Source organism: Mycobacterium sp. 1164966.3 (assembly GCF_001665395.1).
Taxonomy (GTDB): Bacteria; Actinomycetota; Actinomycetes; order Mycobacteriales; family Mycobacteriaceae; genus Mycobacterium.
Map to the genome: position 1 here is coordinate 53,305 of NZ_LZSG01000047.1, position 21,472 is coordinate 74,776.

Consider the following 21,472-nt stretch of genomic DNA (forward strand, 5'->3'; position numbering starts at 1 on the left):
GGCCCTCAGCGGCTGAAGGGTGTTCCGCTCGCCGACCGCCCTGGCAGACTGTGAGTCGGTGACCACAAATGAGCACGACCCCTACGACGACTTCGACCGACAGCGGCGGGTAGCCGAAGCGCCGAAGACCGCGGGTCTGCCGGGTACCCAAGGCCAGCAGCACCGCACCGACTTCGCCCGTGACCGCGCCCGGGTGCTGCACAGCGCGGCCCTGCGCCGGTTGGCCGACAAGACCCAGGTGGTCGGGCCCCGTGAGGGTGATACTCCGCGCACCAGGCTGACCCATTCGCTGGAGGTGGCCCAGATCGGACGGGGTATGGCGGTCGCACTGGGCTGCGACCTCGACCTCGTCGAACTGGCCGGGCTGGCCCACGACATCGGCCATCCCCCGTACGGGCATAACGGCGAGGCGGCGCTCGACGAGGTCGCTGCCCAGTGCGGCGGCTTCGAGGGCAATGCGCAGAACTTCCGCATCCTCACCAGCCTTGAGCCGAAAGTGTTTGATGCACAGGGTAATAGCGCGGGACTGAACCTGACTCGTGCAGCGCTGGATGCGGTCACCAAATACCCCTGGCTACGCGGCCAGGGGCACCGCAAGTTCGGGTTCTACGACGACGACCGCGATGCGGCGGTGTGGATGCGACAGCAGGCTCCGCCGGATCGCACCTGCCTGGAGGCGCAGGTGATGGACTGGGCGGACGATGTCGCCTATTCGGTGCACGACGTCGAGGACGGCGTCGTCTCGGAACGTATCGATCTGCGGGTGCTCGCCGACGACGACGAGGCGGTCGTGTTGGCCAAGCTGGGGGAGCGGGAGTACTCGTGGATGGGTTCCGACGAATTGACGGCCGCCGCTCGTCGGCTCTCGGAGCTTCCGGTGGTGGCTGCCGTCGGCAAGTACGACGCCACGCTGGCGGCATCGGTCGCACTCAAGCGGTTGACCAGTGAGTTGGTCGGCCGGTTCGTCTCCGCCTCGATCGCCAGTACCCGCGCGGCCGCCGGCGCGGGGCCGCTGGTGCGCTACCAGGCCGACCTGCACGTCCCCGATTTGGTGCGTGCCGAGGTCGCTGTACTGAAAACCCTTGCGCTGCAATTCATTATGTCGGACCCGCGGCACCTGGAGGCTCAGTCGCGTCAGCGTGAACGCATCCATCGGGTAGCTGACTGGCTGTACGCCGGGGCCCCCCAGACGCTCGACCCGATCTTTGCCGCGGCGTTCAACGTCGCACCGGACGACGGCGCTCGGTGGCGGGTGATCGTCGACCAGATCGCGTCCTACACCGAGGGCCGGCTGGAGCGTGTCGACGCGCGCCGCGCAGACCTGTAGCGAAGACCGGATGAAAGCGCAGGCGTTAGGCTGCCAAGCATGATCAGGAACCAGGCGGTCGCCGCCCTTCTGCTGTCGCTTCCCGTCGTGGCCATGACGGCCTGCAGTTCTGCTCAAAAGCCGAGCAGCCCGGCAAGCAGCGCGCCTGCAGTCCAGAGCAGTTCGACGAAGCCGGCTGGCACGCTTTCGGCGCACCTGAAAACGGCTGAAGGCACACCCGTTGCCGATGCGACGTTCGACTTCAGCAACGGGCTTGCCAGCGTGCGTATACAGACGGTCGCCACCGGCATTCTCGCGCCCGGTAGTCATGCGGTGCATATCCACGAGATAGGAAAATGCGAGCCCAACTCCGTTGCCCCGGAGGGCGGCCCGCCCGGCAACTTCCTGTCCGCGGGTGGGCATTACCAGGCGCCGGGGCATACCGGACAGCTGGCAAGTGGCGACCTGCCGCCCCTGGAGGTGCGCCCGGACGGCTCCGGTTCCCTGCAGACCACTACCGATGCGTTCACCAAGGACCAGCTACTGGCTGGAAAGGGGACTGCGTTGATGATCCACGGCGTCGGTGACATGGCGATGGAACGTGTCGCATGCGGTGTAATCGGTACCAGCTGACCGTGACCGGCGCTCTACACTAGGCCGATGGCTGGCCGGATCTCCGATCGCGATATCGCCGCCATCCGCGAGCGGATCCGCATCGAGGACGTCGTCGGTGACTATGTGCAACTCCGAAGGGCCGGGGCCGACTCCCTGAAGGGACTGTGCCCATTCCACAACGAAAAGTCGCCGTCGTTCCATGTCCGCCCAAATCACGGCCATTTCCATTGCTTTGGCTGCGGTGAAGGCGGCGACGTGTATGCGTTCGTCCAGAAGATCGAGCACGTCAGCTTCGTCGAGGCAGTCGAACTGCTCGCCGACCGCGTCGGCCACACCATCAGCTACACCGGCGCGGCCACCAGCGTGCAGCGCGACCGCGGCAGCCGCAGCCGCCTGGTCGCGGCCAACGCGGCGGCGGCGGAGTTCTATGCGGCGGCGCTGGAGTCCGACGAAGCCGCCCCGGCCCGTCAGTACCTGAAGGAGCGGAACTTCGATGCCGACGCCGCACGCCGTTTCGGGTGCGGATTCGCGCCTTCCGGCTGGGATTCGCTGACAAAGCAGCTGCAGCGCAAGGGTTTTGAGTTCAAAGAGCTGGAAGCAGCCGGTCTGTCCCGACAAGGTCGCCGCGGCCCGATCGACCGTTTTCACCGCCGCTTGCTGTGGCCCATCCGTACCGCGGCCGGCGAAGTGATCGGGTTCGGCGCACGCAGGCTGTTCGACGACGACCCGATGGAGGCCAAGTACGTCAACACTCCCGAGACGCTGCTCTACAAGAAGTCCTCGGTGATGTTCGGTATCGACTTGGCCAAACGCGACATAGCTAAAGGGCATCAGGCGGTTGTGGTCGAGGGCTACACCGATGTGATGGCGATGCACCTGGCCGGTGTCACCACCGCGGTCGCGTCGTGCGGCACGGCGTTCGGCGACGATCACCTGGCGATGTTGCGCAGGCTGATGATGGACGACAGCTTCTTCCGGGGGGAGCTGATCTACGTCTTCGACGGCGACGAGGCCGGCCGTGCCGCCGCACTCAAGGCGCTCGACGGTGAACAGAACCTGGCTGGCCAGTCTTTCGTGGCGGTAGCCCCCGACGGCATGGACCCTTGCGATTTGCGGTTGAAGTCCGGCGACGGTGCGCTGCGCGACCTGGTGGCGCGCCGGACGCCGTTGTTCGAGTTCGCCATTCGCACCGCGCTGGCCGAGATAGACCTTGACAGCGCCGAAGGCAGGGTGGCCGCGCTGCGCCGCTGCGTACCCATCGTCGGCCAGATCAAGGACCCCACGTTGCGCGACGAGTACGCCCGGCAACTCGCCGGCTGGGTCGGATGGGCCGACGTCGCCCAGGTCATCGGCCGGGTGCGCGATGAGGCCAAGAAATCCATGCGGCCCGGGCGGGCCGGCGCCGGATCGAAATCACCCCGCCGGGTCACCCGGGAGCAGTCCGAGGTGCCGCCCGCAGCACCCACCGAAACGGCGGCTGCTCGTCCGGACCCACGTGAGCCGACCCTGTGGCCACAGCGCGAAGCGCTCAAATCGGCGCTGCAGTACCCGGCGCTGGCCGGCCCGGTGTTCGACACGCTGACCGTGGAAAGCTTCACCCACCCCGGTTACGCGGCAGTGCGGGCGGCAATCGAAGCGGCGGGCGGCACATCAGCCGGCATCACCGGCGCGCAGTGGATCGATGCGGTGCGTCGGCATACCACGACGGCACTGACCGCGGGCCTGATCAGCGAGCTGGGAGTCGAGGCCATCCAGGTCGACGACGATAAACTGCCGCGCTACATCGGCGGAGTGCTGGCCCGTCTGCAGGAGGTGTGGATGGGCCGCCAGATCGCCGAAGTCAAGTCAAAGCTGCAACGTATGTCACCGATCGAGCAAGGCGACGAATATCACGCCCTGTTCGGCGACCTGGTTGCGATGGAGGCCTACCGGCGCAGCCTGTTGGAGCAGGCCAGTGGCGACGATCTCACCGCGTGACGTGCTGGTCGCGATAATCGGCACCGTTGGTCTGCCCGTCGACCCGCTCGACCACAGACGTCTGGTTGTCGATCTCGGCCAGCGTGACGAACCCCGCGTCGGGTGAGATCCGATTGGCGATTTTGCGACGGCCCCCCTCGATCACCGACTTGGCCACGGGACTGCCGGTGACCGCCCGATAAGTGCCGACGATCTGCTCATATCGGCGACGACCGGCCTTGCTGCCCAGCACGTAACCGACCCCAAGCACGACGACATACCCGATCAAAACGGTCCCTCCCGGACAAATGCGCGGATTGCTCCATACTGCCTTACGCACCGGGGTGCGCGCTTGCCGTGCCCGATGTTGGACTTGCTAGTTGGTCAAGCCAGGCCAGTACGCTAGAGTCGTCCCGCGATCCACGCCAGCATTCGGGTGGATCGGGCGGTCCTCCGTAGCTCAATTGGCAGAGCGTTCGGCTGTTAACCGAAGGGTTCCTGGTTCGAGTCCAGGCGGGGGAGCAGGATGACCCCGCGAAAGTGCAACGACCGACCGCATTACTCGGGAAACGTGTTGCCGGTTGCACTTTCGCGACGATAGAGGTAAGCAACAGCGGCTTCGACGCGTTTCATGACCATGCGATCATGACTCACCGTACGCCTTATCGCAGAACGCGGAATACACTGCGGTGCAAAGGATTACCCATGGAAAGGTCGCGCGGCGGACGGCCGGAACCACATCAGTCACACCAGCCCCTGCGGTGCTGGGCCGGCGATCTTGAAACCTGATAGGACCCGATAGCGCATTTTAGAATCGTCGCCCGGTTCCGTCCCGGTACTCGAGTGACAGATGTGACGAGACCTAGGCCACCGGTGCGCGGCGCAGTCGGGCGACGAGCGGGTACAGCTGGCAGCCCAGGCATATCCCGAACGCGGCGTTGAGGAACGCGGCGAACAACGCGAACCCGGTAGCAATCACACCGAGCAGCGGGATGGCGGCGGCAAAGCCGACCACCCCGAACGCCGCGAAGATGAACCCGACCAACTGAGCGAACTTCAGCGGCGGTACCGGCTCACGCTCGGTGACCGGTCCCAGCCGCGGCGCGACGAGCTTGCGAAACAGCACTCCGTACGGGCCGTTGCGAGGACCGCGCCAGGCGGTGACTGCGAAGACGATGGTCTGCGCGGCCAAGATCACCGCGGCCGCGGGCGCGCTGAACGCAGAGACGACCAGCGTGAGCACCAACACCGCGGTGCTGACCCAGGCGGCGAATCGCGGACCTCGTACGTCGACTTGGCCGTTGTCTGTTGACATCTACCGCTCCTAATCGATAGTCAAGTCAAGAGTGGCTCTAGTGCCGTCCGCAGGTCAGCCGCCTTTGGCACGCCTGCGCTGCGATATCGTTGCCGCCCGCCGGCATCGAAGATGAACGTGGTGGGCAGCGAGAGTACCGAAAATCGTTTAGCCGCAACTGGATTGGTATCGATATCGATCTCCATGTGCGCCACTCCGGGCAGGTCTGTGCATACCTGGTCGACCACCCGACGCACTGAGGCGCACGGACCGCACCACGCGGCGCTGAAGTGCACCACGGTCGGCCCCACATCGGACAAACCGAGTTCCGTACTGTCGTCTTCGGGTTCGGGGCCGGTTTCCCGCAAAACCCCGGATCGTCGGTTGACCGCAACGCCAATCGCCGTGGCGCCGCCCAGTGCGGCGGCGGTTGCGATCGTGGCGGCTGCGACAATGCTCATCCGGGACCGCCTTCAGATCGAGAAGTCTTCGCCATGCCACACTCCACCTTCCGGCGGCCGGATGACGCGGTCACTCTGCTGGCCGGCGCCGTTGCCTTCCAGCCTGGCCACCCGGGTGAGCAGGGATTGCAGGCTGGCCCCCACCAGATCGGGCAGCGCAGAGTCGTCTTCGGTGGCTTTGCCGGGACGGCTGATGACCTGCCCGGGCACCCCGACCACCACGGCGCTTGAGGGAACCTCCTTGACCACAACGGAGTTGGCGCCGATTCGGCTGTCGTCGCCGATCTTGATCGGACCGAGCACCTTGGCTCCGGCGCCGATGATCACCCGGTCACCGACGGTGGGGTGGCGCTTGCCGGTATCCGAACCAGTGCCGCCGAGGGTGACGCCGTGGAAGAGCGTCACGTCGTCGCCTACCTCCGCGGTTTCCCCGATTACCACGCCGGTCGCGTGGTCGATGAACAGGCCCCCGCCCAGCACCGCACCGGGGTGGATGTCGACGCCGGTCAGGATGCGGGTGACCTCCGCGATAACGCGGGCGGCCAATCGCCAGCCGCGCTGCCATAGCCGGTGGCTGATCCGGTGGCCCCACACCGCGTGCACGCCGGGGTAGCAAAAGATGACCTCCAGCGTCGTGGGCTTGGCCGGATCACGTTCCCGGGCCACCCGGATGTCACGCCGTATCGCTGTCAGCATGTCAATCGCTCAGGTCCGCGAACAGCACCGTGCTCAGGTACCGCTCGCCGAAGTCGGGCAGCACGACGACGACGAGCTTGCCGGCGTTCTCCGGTCGCCGGGCCACCTCGAGGGCGGCGGCAACGGCAGCGCCCGAGGAAATGCCGACCAGCAGCCCTTCTTCCTTGGCCAGCCGCCGGGCCAGATCGAGGGCGTCTTCGTTTTCCACGGTGACGACCTCGTCGACCAACCCCATGTCCAGGACGGCGGGGATGAACCCGGCGCCGATGCCCTGGATGGGGTGGGGTCCCTTCTGGCCGCCGGACAGCACCGGCGACGCGGTGGGCTCGACGGCGACGAACCGGGCAGACGGCTTCCGCTCCTTGATGATCTGAGCTACTCCGGTGATGGTGCCGCCGGTGCCGATGCCGGACACGAAGATGTCGACCTTGCCGTCGGTGTCGTGCCAGACCTCCTCGGCGGTTGTGACGGCGTGCACAGCGGGGTTGGCCGGATTCTCGAATTGCTGTGGTATGAAATACCGTTCGTCGCTTTTGGCCAGTTCCTCGGCTTTGGCGATGGCACCCGCCATGCCCTCCGCGCCCGGCGTGAGGACGAGTTCGGCGCCGTAGGCGCGCAACAGCATCCGCCGCTCGATGCTCATCGTGTCCGGCATGGTCAGCACACACTTATAGCCGCGCGCGGCGGCCACCATCGCCAACGCGATGCCAGTGTTCCCGCTCGTCGGCTCGAGGATGATGGTGTCCGGCTTGATCAGGCCCGCCCGCTCGGCCGCGTCGATCATGGCCACCCCGATGCGGTCCTTCACACTGCCTGCCGGATTGAAGGATTCCAATTTGGCAACCACGTCGGCCACGGCGCCATCGGTGACACGGCGCAGCCGGACCAGCGGGGTGCCACCGATCAGTTGGGTGATGTTGTCGGCAATGGTCATGTGGGTCCTTCGGCGATGTCGGTACAGCTTCGTCGGACTGCCGGGTGATGTCGAAGCGGGTGTGAGTCACTGAGGCGCCCGTGGCACGCCGCTCCGGTCAGCACCCGTCCGGTGAGGCGTCAGCAAATCAACAGTGACAACAACAACAACAGTTCACCACGGGGCGGCGCGTAAGGACGAAGCGCGGCAGTGTGGGCTGTTGCATGGCACCACTATATGACAGTCCCATATCGAGCAACCCGAGCACACCAACCAAGTCAGTCATGGATGGGACATCGACCTCTTCAGCAACGCGTCGCGCCGCATCGGCAGGGATGGCGCAAATGCCAGCTGATCGGCCGCCCGAATTGTTGCGCGAGCGACCGCCGGCTACGTAATCCGATTCCTTCAAAACTGCTCCCGCAGCAATTCCGGATATGCAATTAAGTTCACCCTAAAGAAAACTCTTGCGCGTGCGCTGCATTTCAGGGTTGGCTTTCGTGCTCGACGGCATCGGCGATGCGGTGCCCATGCGTGAGCTGGACGGTTATTGCCGTCTGGCTAGATTTGTTCTGGCTGATTTCAAACCTACGAGCAGTCACCGTCATGCCCGTAAACTGACCCTTCCTTTTAGCCACAAGAGGCCAATAAATTAAAAGTGTCTTGCACTTATTACCAAAATTGGGGGACCGGATGCGAGGTATCGACACCCGGTGGGCCGAGCGGAACGTATGAACGGCGCGGCCATTGTCAAGCCCATGAACGCGCTGGGCCAGTTCTTCGTGCTCAGCGTCGAATCATTGGTTGTCATGGTGCGTCGCCCGTGGGCGTGGCGCGAGCTGCTCGAGCAAATTTGGTTCGTGGCCCGGGTTTCGATTTTCCCGACCATCATGCTGTCGATTCCATACACGGTCCTGATCGTGTTCGTGCTCAACATTTTGCTCGTCGAGATCGGGGCCGGAGATCTGTCCGGCGCCGGGGCCGCCCTGGCCTCGGTAACCCAGGTCGGGCCGGTGGTCACCGCTATGGCCGTCGCCGGCGCCGGCTCGACTGCGATGTGCGCCGACTTGGGTGCGCGCACCATTCGTGAGGAAATCGACGCCATGAAGGTGATCGGCGTCAATCCGGTTCAGGCCCTGGTGGTTCCGCGCATCATCGCCGCCACCTTCGTCGCGCTGCTGCTGTACTCGGTGGTGGCGGTCACCGGGTTGACCGGCAGCTACATCTTCGTGGTCTTCGTTCAGCACGTCACACCGGGCGCTTTCATCGCCGGCATGACACTGGTAACCGGCCTGCCGCAAGTGGTGATTTCGCTGATCAAGGCGACGTTGTTCGGGCTGTCCGCCGGATTGATCGCCTGCTACAAGGGCCTGTCGGTCGGTGGCGGTCCCACCGGCGTCGGCAACGCCGTCAACGAAACCGTGGTGTTCTCGTTCATGGCTTTGTTCTTCATCAACATCGTGGTCACCGCCCTGGGCGTGAAGGTGACCGCGAAATGAGCGCCACCGCAAGCGAGCCACCGTGGCTGGCCACCCTCGGCCCAAGGATGGTGGCCGCTACCCGGCGCCTGGGCGAACAAACCGCGTTCTATGTGCAATCGTTGGCCGCTACCGGCGATGCGGTACGGCGCTACCCCGGAGAGTTGCTGCGGCTCATAGCCGAGATGGGCCTGGGTGCAGGCGCGTTGGCGGTGATCGGCGGCACGGTGGGGATCATCGGCTTTTTGACCCTGACGACGGGCGCCCTGGTCGCCGTGCAGGGCTACGACACGTTGTCCAACATCGGCGTCGAGGCGCTGACCGGCTTCCTGTCGGCGTTCTTCAATGTCCGCATGATCGCACCGTGCACCGCCGGGGTGGCATTGGCGGCCACCATCGGAGCCGGCACCACAGCGCAACTCGGTGCGATGCGCATCAACGAAGAGATCGACGCGCTCGAGGTGATGGGCATCCGTTCCATCACCTACCTGGCGTCGACACGGATCATCGCCGGCATCTTGGTCGTCATCCCGCTCTATGCCGTCGCCGTGCTGATGTCGTTCTTTGCGGCCAAGTTCGGCACGATCTACATCTACGGGCAGTCCCGCGGCGTGTACGAGCACTACTTCTCGACGTTCTTGCGTCCGACCGACTTGCTGTGGTCGTTCTTGGCGGCGCTGACCATGGCGATGGGCGTGATGGTCGTGCACACCTACTACGGATTCACCGCGACGGGTGGCCCGGCCGGGGTGGGCGAAGCGGTCGGTAGGTCGGTACGGTCATCGATGATCGTCACAGCCTTTGTCTGCCTTTTGATTTCGTTATCCATCTACGGGCAGTCCGGCAACTTCAACCTGTCCGGGTGACCGCATGGCCAACATATCCGGCGGGGGCAACACGCGCAGCAGGGTCAATCGGCCCCGCAGGGGCAGGATCGACCCGATCTGGTGGGCTCCAACGTTGTTCATCTTGATCGCCGGCCTGGTCGCGCTGACCGCGGCATCGTTCTCCGGCACGTTCCGCAGCTACATCCCGCTGACGTTGGTATCGGACCGGGCGGGACTGGTCATGGAAACCGGCGCGAAGGTGAAGCTGCGCGGCGTGCAGATCGGCCAGGTGGTGTCGATTGGCAGCGACGTGAAATCTGCCCAGCTGCAACTGAAAATGGACCCCGGGCCGTTCAAGTATCTGCCGAGCAACGTCGAGGCCGAGATCAAGTCGACGACGGCGTTCGGCTCCAAGTACGTCGACTTGATTGTGCCCGACCATCGCAGCCCGCAAGCACTCAAACCCGGCTCGGTGCTGCGGTCGCGCAACGTCACAGTCGAGGTCAACACCGTCTTTGAGAACCTGCAGTCGGTGGTCTCGGCGATTGACCCGGCCAAACTCAACGCGATCCTGTCGGCGTTCTCACAAGCGCTGCGCGGCAAGGGCGATCGACTCGGGCAAGCCATCACCGATGCCAACGGCCTGCTGCTGACCGTGAACCCCCGGCTGTCCACGATCCATCAGGACTGGCGACTGTTCGGCAAGACCGCGGCAGCGTATTCCGATGCCGCGCAGAATATTCTGTCGATTCTCGACTCAGCGGTGACGCCCAGCGCCACCATCACCGCCAATCAGCAGGCGCTCGACACCCTGCTGTTGTCGGCGGTCGGCTTCAGTCAGGCCGGCATCAGCGTGGTCGGCACCAACGAATCCAACATCGTGCGATCCGTCAACCTGTTCGAACCCACCACGGCGCTACTGCGCAAGTACTCATCGACCTACACGTGTCTGTTCCAGGGCGCGCAATGGTTTCTGGACCACGGCGGCCGAGACGCGTTCGGCGGCAACGGCTATTCGGTGATCCTTGACGCCGCGCTGCTATTCGGCGACGACCCCTACCGTTACCCGCGGCACTTGCCGAAGGTCAACGCCACCGGTGGGCCGGGCGGCCGGCCGAGCTGTGGTTCACTGCCCGACCCCAGCGCGAACTACCCGGTTCGCCAACTGGTGACCGACACCGGTTGGGGGACCGAGCCCAACGAGATCCGCACCAACCTGGCTACCGGAAATCCGTGGTGGTCCAACTACTTCCCGACCACCAAGAACCCGCCCGAACCACCGCGGTACTTCTGGCGCGGAGGGCAGCCGCCGCCATGAAAAGAAGGAGACTATCGGCTGTCATCGCCCGGGTCGCGCTTTTCACGGCGGTCTGCCTGGTGTTCACCTTTACTCTCGTCGCCGTCTTCGGGCAGCTGCGGTTCGAAGACCGCATGCCCTATCACGCGGTGTTCACCAACATTTCCGGGCTGAAGTCCGGCAACTTCGTCCGCGTCGCCGGTGTCGAGGTCGGCAAGGTCGGCGACCTCACCTTGCACCACGACGGCACGGTCACCGTCGACTTCGCGGTCGACAAGGGTCTGCGGCTCACCGAGGGCACCAAGGCCGTCGTGCGCTACGAAAACCTGATCGGCGACCGCTATCTCGCGCTGGTCGAGGGCGCCGGCCCGCCGCATCGGCTGGCACCGGGTGCGACGATTCCGCTGACGCGAACGGCGCCCGCCCTGGATATCGACGCGCTGATCGGAGGCTTCCGGCCGTTGTTCCGGGCCCTGGATCCCGACCAGGTCAATGCCTTATCCGGAGAATTGCTGCGAATCTTCCAGGGCCAGGGCGGCACCATCGCCTCGGCGCTGGCACAGACCTCGACACTGACCACCACCCTGGCCGGACGCAGTGAGCTGATCGGCGAACTCATCACGAACCTGAACACCGTGCTGCACACCTTCGCCACCCGCGACCGCGAATTCTCTGATGGGCTGGACAAACTCGCTCAACTGGTGGAAGGGCTGGCGCAGCGTAAGACCGACATCTCCAACGGCCTGGCCTACATCAACGCCGCAGCCGGGTCGATCACTGACCTCCTTGCCCAGGCACGCCAGCCGATCAAGGACGTGGTACGCGAAACCGACCGGATGTCCGGTCAGGTGCTGGCCGACCGCGAGTACGTCGACAACCTGCTCAAGACACTGCCCGACGTCTATCAGGTGCTGGCTCGGCAAGGTCTGAACGGCGACTACTTCGGCTTCTATTTCTGCGATGTGTTGCTCAAGCTCAACGGCAAAGGCGGCAACCCGATCTACGTCAAGATGCTGGGCCAGCCCAGCGGACGGTGCACGCCGCAATGAGACGATTCAGGTTCAAGCCGCTCAGCGAGCGTAATCCGGTCATGGTGGGGCTGGCAGGGCTGGCCATCGTCGCCGCAGTGGTCATCGGGGCCTTCGAGTACGACAAGCTGCCCTTCGTCAATGGCTCCAACGACTACTCGGCCTATTTCGCTGAAGCCGGAGGCATCAAAACCGGTAGCACCGTAAGGGTTTCGGGGATGGGCGTGGGCAGGGTCTCCGAAGTCCGCTTGGACGGCACCAAGGTCCGGGTCGGATTCACCGTCCGCAAGAACGTCGAACTGGGCGACCGCACGGAAGCGGCGATCAAGACGGAGACGGTACTGGGCGCCAAGATGCTTGAGCTCACGCCACGTGGCGAAGGCCGGTTGACGGGCACCATTCCGTTGGAACGAACCCGCTCGCCCTACGACCTGCCCGACGCGCTGGGCGACCTGACTACCACGATCAGTGGTCTGGACACCGCCCAATTGTCGTCGGCCCTAACAACATTGGCTAATACGTTCAAAGAGACACCACCCGATCTTCGGCCCGCACTCGAGGGCGTGGCTCGGTTCTCGGACACCCTGAACACTCGCGACGAGCAACTGCGCAGCCTGCTGGGCAACGCCAACAAGGTATCGGGGGTCTTGGGTCGCCGTAGTCAGCAGATCGCCGGGCTGGTAGCGAATTCGAACGCATTGTTGGCGGCGCTGCTGGACGAACGAGATTCAATCGACGCCTTGATGAACAACCTCACCGCGGTTTCGCATCAGATCTCCGGACTGGTCAACGACAACCGGACGCAACTCAAGCCGGCCCTGGACAAGCTCATCGGGGTGCTCGAGATCCTGGACAACCGCAAGCAGGAATTGCAGGCGACGCTGCCCAAGTTCAAGCGATACGCGATGTCGTTCGGCGAATCACTGGGCTCCGGGCCGTTTTTCAAGGCTTACGTGGCCAACTTGGTTCCCGGCCAGATCGGTGGACCGGTCATTGACGCGGACATGTATGACCGGTTCCTTGACCCCAACGCGAAGTTGCCGTCGGAGGCCGTCGACCCGCCCACCGGGTCTCCGCCGGTCCCGCCGCAGAACGCACCCGTACCGCTGTGGTCCCAACCGCCGTCGCCCCCGCCCGCGACGCCACCGCTGCACACCACCGGCCGGCAGGCGCCCCCGCCTCCCGAGCCCGGGGGGTCGTGACATGAACCGGCGCACCCTGCGGATTTTGACCGCCATAAGCCTCGCGGCCACGTTGACGATCTCGTCGGTGATCGTCGGTGCGCGACTGTGGAAGGTTGTCGAAAAGAACACGTACTCGGCGTATTTCGCCGAGACCAACGGCCTGTTCGTCGGCGACGAGATCCGGATCCTCGGCGTCGCGGTCGGGTCGGTGGACAAGATCGAGCCGCAACCCACCGCCACCTTGGTCACGTTCTCCGTCGACAAGCAATATTCCGTCCCGGCCGGCGCCCGAGCCGCCATTCTGTCGCCGTCGCTGGTGACGTCGCGCGCCATCCAGCTTGTCCCGGTTTACTCCGGCGGCCCGAAATTGAGTCCGGGAGCGGCGATCCCGCTGAGCCGCACCGCGGTACCCGTCGAATGGGACGACTTCCGCAAGCAACTGGAGACGCTGAGCGAGACGCTACGGCCCACCACCCCGGGTGGGGTGAACACGCTCGGCGAATTCATCAACTCGGCGGCGGACAACCTGCGCGGCACGGGTGACACCGCCCGGGACACGGTAATCAAGCTGTCCAAGGCGATCTCAGCGCTGGGCGATCATGCCGACGACATCTTCAGCACGGTGCGCAATCTGCAGCTGCTGGTCTCGGCCCTGTACTCCAGCAGCGACCTGTTGGCCTCGTTCAACCGGAATCTGGCCAGCGTGACCAGCGTCCTGTCCAACACGCCCAACGAAATCGCTAATGCGCTGCAGGGACTCGACGCGGCCTTGGCGGACCTGCGCGGCTTTGTCGGCGAGAACCGGGAAGCGTTCGGTGTCGCCTTCGACCGGCTGAGTTCCATCACGACCGCGCTCAACGACAGTCGCGGCGATATCAAGCAGATCCTGCACATCGCGCCGACGGTGTTCCAGAACTTCATGAACATCTACCAGCCCGCACAGAGCGCGATGACCGGCATCTTGGCATTGAACAACTTCGCCGACATCCCGCAGTGGATCTGCAGCGCTATCGAGTCGGCGTCTCGGGCGCGGTTGGACCGGGTTTCGAAGCTGTGCTTGCAGTACGTCAATCCCGTGATCAAAAACCGCATCTACAACTACATCCCGATCGGGATCAATCCCTTCGTCGGACCACAGGCCAGGCCGAACGAGATCACCTACAGCGAAGAGTGGCTGCGGCCGGGTTATGCCCCGCCGCAGAGCCCGCCGGCGGAGCCGGCGCCGGCTGACCAGCCGATGCCCGCGGAGCAGCCGCAACCCGACGGTGCCCCGCCGCCCGCCGAGCGGCCACCGCCGGGTACGACGGTGAGCTCGACGGACGTGCTTCGGAATCTGCTGCTTCCGGTGGGTGGATCGTGAGACGCGCCATGGCCGCTGCACTGTGTGCGGCAACGATCACCGCCCTGCCGGCGTGTGAATGGCGGGGACTCAACTCGTTTCGCCTGCCGGGTACCGCCGGTGGGGGACCGAGTTCCTACACGATCCAGGCGCAGATGCCCGACGTCGTGACCATTCAGGAGAACACCCGGGTACGGGTGAACGACGTGAACATCGGCAACGTCACCAAGATCGAGGTGCAGGATTGGCACGCGCTGGTCACGATGCGCATCAATGGCGACGTTCGCCTGCCGGCCAATTCGACCGTCAAGCTCGGGCAGACCAGCCTGCTCGGCTCGATGCACATCGAACTCGCACCGCCCAAAGACCAGCCGCCGGTCGGCGAGCTGAAAAACGGCTCGGTCATCCCGCTTTCACACGCCAGCATGTATCCGACCACCGAGCAAACTCTGGCTGCGGTGTCGATCCTGCTGAACGGCGGCGGGCTCGGACAGCTACAAGAAATCAACCGGTCGATCGCCACGGCGTTCGCCGGTCGTGAAAACGACATGCGCAGCCTGCTCGTCCAACTGGACCGGTTCATCGCCGGCACCAACGCGCAGACCGACGACATCATCGCTGCCGCAGAGAATCTCAACAGTTTGGTCGGCCAGGTTGCCGCGAAGGATCCCGTCGTCGACAAGGCGCTGACCGTTGTGCCCAAGGCGCTGGCCGTGCTGGCCGAGCAGCGCGGCAACATCGCCGACGCCATCGACCAGCTCGGCAAGTTCAGCGCGATCGCGGCCGACACCGTCCACCAAACCCGGGAATCACTGGTGGCCAACCTGCGTGACATCGCGCCGGTGCTGCGGTCTTTGGCGGATGCCGGTCCGGCGCTGACCAAGGGCCTGGACATGCTGCTGACCTATCCGTGGCCGGCATCCACGGCCCGAAACTGGTTCCGCGGTGACTACGCGAATCTCACCCTGATCGTCGATCTGACGTTGAGCCGCATAGACACCGGGATCTTCACGGGTTCGCGTTGGGAGGGCAACCTCACCCGACTCGAATTGCAGTGGGGACGCACCATCGGCATGCAGCCGAGCCCGGCGACCGGCGGCAACCCGCTGACCTTCCCGTACCACGACGGGGGGTACTGAATGCTGCGCCTGCATCGCAAGACATGGATTCAGCTGGCGGTCTTGGCTTTGGTCACGATATTGTCCTGCGGGGCAATGGCGTTGGACTTCATGAAGCTTCCCACGACCTTGTTCGGGGTCGGGGAGTACAACGTCACGGTCGACTTGCCGGAGTCGGGCGGCCTGTATCAGACCTCGGTTGTCACCTATCGCGGCACCGACGTCGGCCAGGTCAAGTCGATCGAAGTAACCGCCAGCGGCGTACGTGCCGTCCTCTCAATGAAGTCCGGCACACCGGTGCCCTCCGACGTGCAGGCGTCGGTGCACAGCCGTTCGGCGATCGGCGAGCAGTACATCGAACTGACCCCGAAGCCGGGCAACGCCGGCGTACATGCCCGGCCCCTGCGCGCCGGGGATGTCATTCCGGTAGGACGCGTCGACGTGCCCGTCGACATCGGCCACTTGCTCGACATCACCAACCGTGCGCTGCAGGCGATTCCGCGAGACAACCTGCGCACGGTGATCGAGGAGAGCAACCGGGCGGTCGGCGGGCTCGGGCCCGAGCTGTCCCGCATCGTCGACGGGTCGGCGGCGCTGGCGATCGCCGGAGGCCGGACCGCCGACCCGCTTGCCGCCCTGATCGACCAGTCCCCTCCGGTGCTGGACTCCCAGGTGCGGACGTCGGATGCGATCGCCACCTGGGCCAGTCGGACCGCGGCCATCATGGCGCAATTCAAGGCGCAGGACGCGGCCCTGCGCGACCTGCTCACCCAGGGCGCGGCGGGCGTGCAAGAAGGCCACCGGTTGTTCGACCGGGTGGCGCCGGCCTTGCCGCTGCTGTTGGCCAACCTGGTCAGCCTGGGTGATATCGCCGTGGTCTATCGCCACGACATCGAGCAACTGCTGGTGCTGCTGCCGCAAGGCATTGCGGCCATGTCGGCGATCATCGTGCCCAACTCGGGCACCAAGCAGGATTACCGCGGCGCGTATCTGGACTTCAATCTCAACCTCAACCTGCCGCCGCCTTGCACCACCGGATATCTGCCACCCAAACAGCGACGCTCACCGGCCAGCGTCGATGCCCCAGACCGGCCGGCGGCCGACCTGTACTGCCGGCTGCCGCAAGATTCGGAGCTCAATGTCCGTGGGGTGCGCAACATTCCGTGTGAAACCAAGCCGTGGAAGCGCGCCCCCACTGTCGAACTGTGTGAGAGCAACGAGGAGTATGTGCCGCTCAACGAGGGCTACAACTGGAAGGGCGACCCGAATGCCACTTACACCGGTCAGGGCGTCCCGCAATATCCGCCGGGGGCCGATCCGCGGCTACCACCGCCACGGGGGACTGCGCCGTCGGCCCCGCCGCTCGCGGTTACCACCTATGACCCCGCGACAGGCGAGTACATAGCACCCGACGGGCGTCGCTACACCGAGTCCGATCTCGCGCATCCACGCGCCAAGAATTGGCAGCAGCTGCTGGTGCCGCCGCCGTAAGCCACCGAATGCCATTGGCAAGGAAGCGAACTCGTGACAACTCAGATAACAACTTGGCCCGCCGCATGAAGGAGCACCATGGCCACCGAAATTGACAACCCCGACTCCGGGGAACAAACAACGAAGGTCGAGATCGACGACAGCGAACACGATGAGGCCGCTGACGCCGTCGAGTCCGACGAAGTCGACGCGGACGACGAAGCCGACGACGGCGAGGCCGATGAGAAAGAACCTCAATCGGTCGAACCACGCGCCCCGCGGCGGCTTTCGAATGCCGGGTGGGCGTTGGTGGCCAGCGCTCTCGTCGTCGCGATGCTGGCGGGATTGGCGGGCTGGTTCGGCTACCGCGGCTATCAAAAGCATGAAGCCCAGGCTCTGCGTGAGCTTTTCGTGCAGACCGCTCGTCAAGGCGCGCTGAACCTCACGACGATCAACTACACCGAGGCCGAAGCCGACGTGCAGCGGGTTCTCGATTCAGCCACCGGCGCTTTCCGCGACGACTTCGCGAAACGCTCCCAGCCGTTCATCGAGGTCGTCAAGGCGGCGCGGTCACAATCGGAAGGCACCATAACCGAGGCGGGGCTGGAATCCCAACGGGGCGACTCCGCCGAGGTGCTGGTGGCGGTAGCGGTGAAGTCGCGGACCGCTGTTGGTGAGCAAGCGCCGCGGGAGTGGCGGATGAGAATTCAGGTGCAGGCCGTCGGCGACGGCGCCAAGGTATCCAACGTGGTGTTCGTCCCATGACCACGCTGAAAGAACCCACCACCCGCGACGAGGAACTCGCGGAGATCGACGAGCCGGCAGCCGACGCGCAGGCGGCGCAGGACCCGGCATCCACTGACACCGATGAGGGCAGCACGCATCGCCGGGTCGCCTGGACGCGGGTGCTTGGCTACTGGGTGCTGCCCGGAGTGGCGCTCGTGCTGGCCCTGGGCGCGGCGTACCTGAGCTGGTGGGACCGGTCGGGCGATGACTTCGCCACAGCCCGCAGCGAATCGGTGCGCGTCGCCAGCGACGACGCGGCCGTCTTGTTGTCTTACCGGCCGGAGTCGGTAGACCGAGACCTCGGCGTGGCACGGGAACGGTTGACCGGCGACTTCAAAGACGCGTACACCGCGCTGACCCGCGAGGTGGTCATCCCCGGCGCGAAGGAGAAGCACATTGCTGCGGTCGCCAAAGTGACGGCGGCAGCATCGGTTTCAGCGACGAGCAGCCATGCGGTGGTGCTGGCGTTCGTCCACCAGACGGTGACCATCGGTAACGGTGCGCCCACCGATACCACACCCGTGTTGCGCGTGACGCTGGACAAGGTCAACGGCAAGTGGCTGGTTTCGCATTTCGATCCGGTGTGAGGGCAAATCTGATGATCCGGCGAATATCCCGCGTCCTGTCCGGGACGGTGATCCTCTTGGCGGCAACCACATTGGCGGGTTCTGCGGCGAACGCCGACAATAAGAGGCTCAACGACGCCGTCGTCTCCGATGTGTACACCATCCAGCACCAAGCGGGCTGCACCAATGACGTCGTCATCAACCTACAGCTACAACTGGCCGCCCAGTGGCATGCAGTCGACGTGCTCAACAACCGAAACCTCGACGGCGACATCGGATCCGACGGATCCAACCCGCAAGACCGCGCCGGTGCCGCCGGCTTTCACGGCAGGGTCGCCGAGACGGTAGGTATCAACCCCGCTTTGTCCATCAGCAACCTCGAACTGATCAAGCAGTGGTACTACAACCCTGATTATCTGGCCATCATGCGCGACTGCGGCAACACCGCCATCGGGGTGTGGTCGGAAAACAGTCTGGACCGAACCGTTGTAGTTGCTGTCTACGGCCAACCTGTTGCGCGGAATCGGTGACCGTGCGCAGCAAGGGATTTCAGTTGATCAAATCGGTGCTGAGCGGCGCAGGCGTGACGAGATCGTCGGTGTCAGACGTAGTCTTTGGCAGCGCTCGTGTCGAGCCGCTCGGCTGAGGCCTCGCAGACACAAAGCGCAGCGGTGCGCGGCAGCCAGCGCCACAGCTGGGCGCCGCGCTTGCGCATCATGTGCTGCGCGTAAACCTTATCGCGATGCTGTGGAGAGAACGCCAGGTCCAGATTGACCGGCAGCCCTGCCCAGTCCACATGGTCCCGGGCCCAGGTCTGGCTACTGGACGAATTGTCAGGGGCATCGTCGCGTCGCCGCCAGCATTGCAACGGGCAGTCATTGTGCACGGCGGCCCTGCTGAGACCGTCACACTCTCGAGTCATGCGAACACCCCTCCTCGACTGCGTGACCACCTGAGTGCATCGTGCGACGAGGATGTTTCGCCTACGGGTGTGCGATGTTTCCGGCGTATTACGGTTGCTCCGGTGAGCGTGCCGCGGGCCTAGCTCACTTTCTCGGCGGTGGGCGGACCACCGAGTCGGGACAGGACCGTGCGAGCATCCGAGGTAGCGCCACGGTTGTAGGGCAGCTTGGATAACGCCGTAGCCATGGCGCAGGTATTGCTGATCGCCGCATACGTCAAGCCGCCGCCCACTGCCGCCGCTACCCACTTGAGCTGGGGAATCACCACACTGGCGACAACGGAGGAAAGCACGATCGATCCAGCGGCAAGGCGCACCTGACGTTCCAGCTCCCACCGCTGTGCGCCGCGTTCGACCTCGAAACCCTGGGATTCCCACTCGGTCAGCCCATGCTCGAGAACCCGCCCGCCGGTCAGGCCCGCACTGCGCAGGTGCTGCGCTGCCGTCGCGGAGCGCTGCCCCGACCGGCACACCACGACTACCTCATGCTCCTCGTCGAGGTACTCGGCGATTTCGCCGCTGTGCTTGTCCAGCACATCGAGGGGAACGTTGACCGAGCCGGTGATGTGAGTGGTTTCGAATTCGGCAGGGGTCCGCACGTCGACGACACGCGGGGGATCCGGCGACGCGAGCAACCGGCGAAGCTGTGTCGGGGTGATCGTGGCAATGGCTGCGTTCATTCGCTGCTCCTGTGTTCGGTGCTGAGCCAGAAGTACCCACCTCCGCCGGAAACCACATACTTTTGCTCAGCCTGAGTCTTTGGTCGAGTTGTCAGGCGCCGCAATCAAATTCGCCCGCGCCGCTCAGCTCGACCTGGTGATTCCCACCTTGTCGGCGTTGTCGAAATCGTCGTCGACGAGTATGACCTGGCGGTCGTGACGGTCGAGCAGCGCGGCGGCCACCGACGCCCGATATCCGCTCGCGCAGTGGATCCACAGCTCGCGGTCGGCTGGGATATCGGCGAGGCGTTCGGGCAGCTCGTGCACCGCGACGTTGACCGCACCGCGCACATGGCCGGCGTCGAATTCGCCCGGTTGGCGGACGTCCAGCACGAAGACATTCCCGTCGGCACGCTCGCTGAGCGCTTCGGCAAGGTCCTTGAAAGACGCAACGCGGTAGCTCCGCAGCTCGGTTCCGTCCGCCAGCGCGCGGATGTCGCCGCTGGCGCCGCCGGTGAGCCGGTCCACGCCAATGCGGGCTAACTCGCGCTGGGCATCGGCGACCTGCCGGGTGTCCTCGCCGATCAAGGTCAGCGGCGCACCCCAGGTGTAGAGCCAGCCCAGGTAGTTGACGAACGGGTCGGAGAGCTCGAATCCGTATGTGCCGGAGAGGTGTCCGGCCGCGAATGCGGTTCGCTTACGTAGATCTACCACCCATTCGCCGGCCTCGATCCGCGCACGCAATTCACCCGCGTCCACCGGAGCGGGCAAAGACAGGTCTGGTGCCGTCGGCCCGGTCCTGTTGATGACGCCCATGTGCGCGTAGTAGGCCGGGAAGGCCGACAACTCCGCGAGAAGTTCGTCGACGTACGTCTGTTCGTCCTTGGTCAGCGCAGGGTTGGTTCGGCGTTCCTCGCCGATGGTGGAGCTGTCGCCGTCGGCGGGGGCGGCGGAGCAGAAACTACCGAATCCGTGCGTGGGGTAGACGGGAGTTGAGGGCGGGAGCTCTTCGGCGAGACGCCGTACCGAATGGTATTGGCGGCGAGTCATTTCGACGGCGTCGCCGGTCAGGTCGGTTCTTCCCGTGCTGCCGAAAAGCATCGACCCGCCGGTGAATACCCCCACGGTGTCGCCGGAGTCTTCGCGCAGCACATAACTGATGTGGTGGTTGGTGTGTCCGGGAGTGAAGAGGGCCTTTAGGTGTATCCCGCCCGTGTCGATGTGGTCGCTGTCGGTGACTGCGCGACAGCTGAACTCGACGTCTTCTCCTGCGGGAATGACGTATTGGGCACCGGTAGCGTCGGCCAGCGCCAGCCCGCCCGTCACGTAGTCGTTGTGGATGTGGGTCTCGAGCACGTGGGTTATTCGCAGGTCGGCCGCCAGCTCGAGAACCCGATCAATGTCCCGCTGCGGATCGATGGCGACCGCGACTTCACCGTCGCTAACCAGATAACTGCGATCGCCCAATCCTGAGGTCTCGATAACCCTCACGTGCAACGTGCCTGCGCGTTGGTCGTT

At 64.8% G+C, this 21,472-nt stretch carries 22 protein-coding genes and 1 tRNA gene; 15 read left to right on the forward strand and 8 right to left on the reverse strand.

What is annotated here, in order from left to right:
• Positions 1–58 precede the first annotated feature (58 nt).
• From A9W99_RS18440 to dnaG, 3 genes are read left to right on the forward strand one after another with little or no spacing between them, the layout of a single operon-like run.
• Entirely contained in the window at positions 59–1,327 is a 1,269-nt protein-coding gene (locus A9W99_RS18440) for a deoxyguanosinetriphosphate triphosphohydrolase (protein WP_067381348.1), read from the forward strand.
• Between the two features lie 39 nt (positions 1,328–1,366).
• Entirely contained in the window at positions 1,367–1,939 is a 573-nt protein-coding gene (locus tag A9W99_RS18445) for a superoxide dismutase family protein (RefSeq protein WP_082930085.1), read from the forward strand.
• Between the two features lie 27 nt (positions 1,940–1,966).
• Entirely contained in the window at positions 1,967–3,898 is a 1,932-nt protein-coding gene (gene dnaG, locus A9W99_RS18450; protein WP_067381244.1) for a DNA primase, read from the forward strand.
• Here the strand turns inward: dnaG and A9W99_RS18455 are convergent.
• A complete protein-coding gene (locus A9W99_RS18455; RefSeq protein WP_067381247.1) occupies positions 3,888–4,166 on the reverse strand; it encodes a hypothetical protein in 279 nt (92 codons plus the stop codon). The two genes, dnaG and A9W99_RS18455, sit on opposite strands and share 11 nt — an antisense overlap.
• A gap of 160 nt (positions 4,167–4,326) precedes the next feature.
• On the opposite strand from A9W99_RS18455, the gene A9W99_RS18460 reads away from it, so the two are divergent.
• Positions 4,327–4,399 (forward strand) — tRNA-Asn (locus A9W99_RS18460).
• A gap of 340 nt (positions 4,400–4,739) precedes the next feature.
• Here A9W99_RS18460 and A9W99_RS18465 read toward each other — a convergent pair.
• Genes A9W99_RS18465 through cysK form a run of 4 tightly spaced genes read right to left on the reverse strand, consistent with a single transcriptional unit; the run spans position 4,740 to position 7,262 of the window.
• Complete coding sequence (locus A9W99_RS18465; protein WP_067381250.1) at positions 4,740–5,192, reverse strand: DUF4395 domain-containing protein; 453 nt, start codon at positions 5,190–5,192, stop codon at positions 4,740–4,742.
• A gap of 20 nt (positions 5,193–5,212) precedes the next feature.
• Entirely contained in the window at positions 5,213–5,632 is a 420-nt protein-coding gene (locus A9W99_RS18470) for a thioredoxin family protein (protein WP_067381253.1), read from the reverse strand.
• Between the two features lie 12 nt (positions 5,633–5,644).
• Positions 5,645–6,328 carry a serine O-acetyltransferase gene (gene cysE, locus A9W99_RS18475; protein ID WP_067381256.1) on the reverse strand — a complete coding sequence of 228 codons (684 nt, stop codon included), beginning with the start codon at positions 6,326–6,328 and terminating at the stop codon, positions 5,645–5,647.
• 1 nt (position 6,329) lies between these two features.
• Complete coding sequence (gene cysK / locus A9W99_RS18480; RefSeq protein WP_067381258.1) at positions 6,330–7,262, reverse strand: cysteine synthase A; 933 nt, start codon at positions 7,260–7,262, stop codon at positions 6,330–6,332.
• A 710-nt stretch (positions 7,263–7,972) separates the two neighbouring features.
• On the opposite strand from cysK, the gene A9W99_RS18485 reads away from it, so the two are divergent.
• From A9W99_RS18485 to A9W99_RS18535, 11 genes are all read left to right on the forward strand, one after another.
• Positions 7,973–8,740 carry an ABC transporter permease gene (locus A9W99_RS18485; protein WP_067381261.1) on the forward strand — a complete coding sequence of 256 codons (768 nt, stop codon included), beginning with the start codon at positions 7,973–7,975 and terminating at the stop codon, positions 8,738–8,740.
• The gene (locus A9W99_RS18490; protein ID WP_067381264.1) at positions 8,737–9,585 is read left to right on the forward strand and encodes an ABC transporter permease; all 849 of its coding nucleotides are present in this window, start codon (positions 8,737–8,739) and stop codon (positions 9,583–9,585) included. The genes A9W99_RS18485 and A9W99_RS18490 overlap by 4 nt, the downstream gene beginning before the upstream one ends.
• Before the next feature lie 4 nt (positions 9,586–9,589).
• Positions 9,590–10,864 carry an MCE family protein gene (locus tag A9W99_RS18495; protein WP_067381267.1) on the forward strand — a complete coding sequence of 425 codons (1,275 nt, stop codon included), beginning with the start codon at positions 9,590–9,592 and terminating at the stop codon, positions 10,862–10,864.
• Positions 10,861–11,892 carry an MCE family protein gene (locus A9W99_RS18500; RefSeq protein WP_067381270.1) on the forward strand — a complete coding sequence of 344 codons (1,032 nt, stop codon included), beginning with the start codon at positions 10,861–10,863 and terminating at the stop codon, positions 11,890–11,892. The genes A9W99_RS18495 and A9W99_RS18500 overlap by 4 nt, the downstream gene beginning before the upstream one ends.
• Entirely contained in the window at positions 11,889–13,073 is a 1,185-nt protein-coding gene (locus A9W99_RS18505) for an MCE family protein (RefSeq protein ID WP_156623176.1), read from the forward strand. The genes A9W99_RS18500 and A9W99_RS18505 overlap by 4 nt, the downstream gene beginning before the upstream one ends.
• Before the next feature lies 1 nt (position 13,074).
• A complete protein-coding gene (locus A9W99_RS18510; protein ID WP_067381273.1) occupies positions 13,075–14,415 on the forward strand; it encodes an MCE family protein in 1,341 nt (446 codons plus the stop codon).
• A complete protein-coding gene (locus A9W99_RS18515; RefSeq protein WP_067381276.1) occupies positions 14,412–15,533 on the forward strand; it encodes an MCE family protein in 1,122 nt (373 codons plus the stop codon). The genes A9W99_RS18510 and A9W99_RS18515 overlap by 4 nt, the downstream gene beginning before the upstream one ends.
• Positions 15,534–17,003, forward strand: a complete 1,470-nt coding sequence (locus A9W99_RS18520; RefSeq protein ID WP_067381278.1) for an MCE family protein — start codon at positions 15,534–15,536, stop codon at positions 17,001–17,003.
• A gap of 78 nt (positions 17,004–17,081) precedes the next feature.
• Entirely contained in the window at positions 17,082–17,747 is a 666-nt protein-coding gene (locus tag A9W99_RS18525) for an Mce protein (RefSeq protein WP_156623177.1), read from the forward strand.
• On the forward strand, positions 17,744–18,355 hold the full coding sequence (locus A9W99_RS18530; RefSeq protein WP_067381281.1) for a hypothetical protein: 612 nt from the start codon (positions 17,744–17,746) through the stop codon (positions 18,353–18,355). Before A9W99_RS18525 ends, A9W99_RS18530 begins: the two co-directional genes overlap by 4 nt.
• Positions 18,356–18,366: 11 nt before the next feature.
• Positions 18,367–18,864, forward strand: coding sequence for a CAP domain-containing protein (locus A9W99_RS18535; RefSeq protein WP_067381283.1), 498 nt, complete (start codon positions 18,367–18,369; stop codon positions 18,862–18,864).
• Positions 18,865–18,935: 71 nt separating this feature from the next.
• Here A9W99_RS18535 and A9W99_RS27380 read toward each other — a convergent pair whose 3' ends face one another.
• The 3 genes from A9W99_RS27380 to A9W99_RS18550 all read right to left on the reverse strand — a co-directional run bounded on the left by A9W99_RS27380 (position 18,936) and on the right by A9W99_RS18550 (position 21,451).
• Positions 18,936–19,256: a hypothetical protein gene (locus tag A9W99_RS27380; protein WP_253870037.1), complete on the reverse strand. Its 321-nt coding sequence runs from the start codon at positions 19,254–19,256 to the stop codon at positions 18,936–18,938.
• Positions 19,257–19,375: 119 nt separating this feature from the next.
• Positions 19,376–19,975: a rhodanese-like domain-containing protein gene (locus A9W99_RS18545; protein ID WP_067381287.1), complete on the reverse strand. Its 600-nt coding sequence runs from the start codon at positions 19,973–19,975 to the stop codon at positions 19,376–19,378.
• A gap of 123 nt (positions 19,976–20,098) precedes the next feature.
• Complete coding sequence (locus A9W99_RS18550; protein WP_067381360.1) at positions 20,099–21,451, reverse strand: MBL fold metallo-hydrolase; 1,353 nt, start codon at positions 21,449–21,451, stop codon at positions 20,099–20,101.
• Positions 21,452–21,472 lie beyond the last annotated feature (21 nt).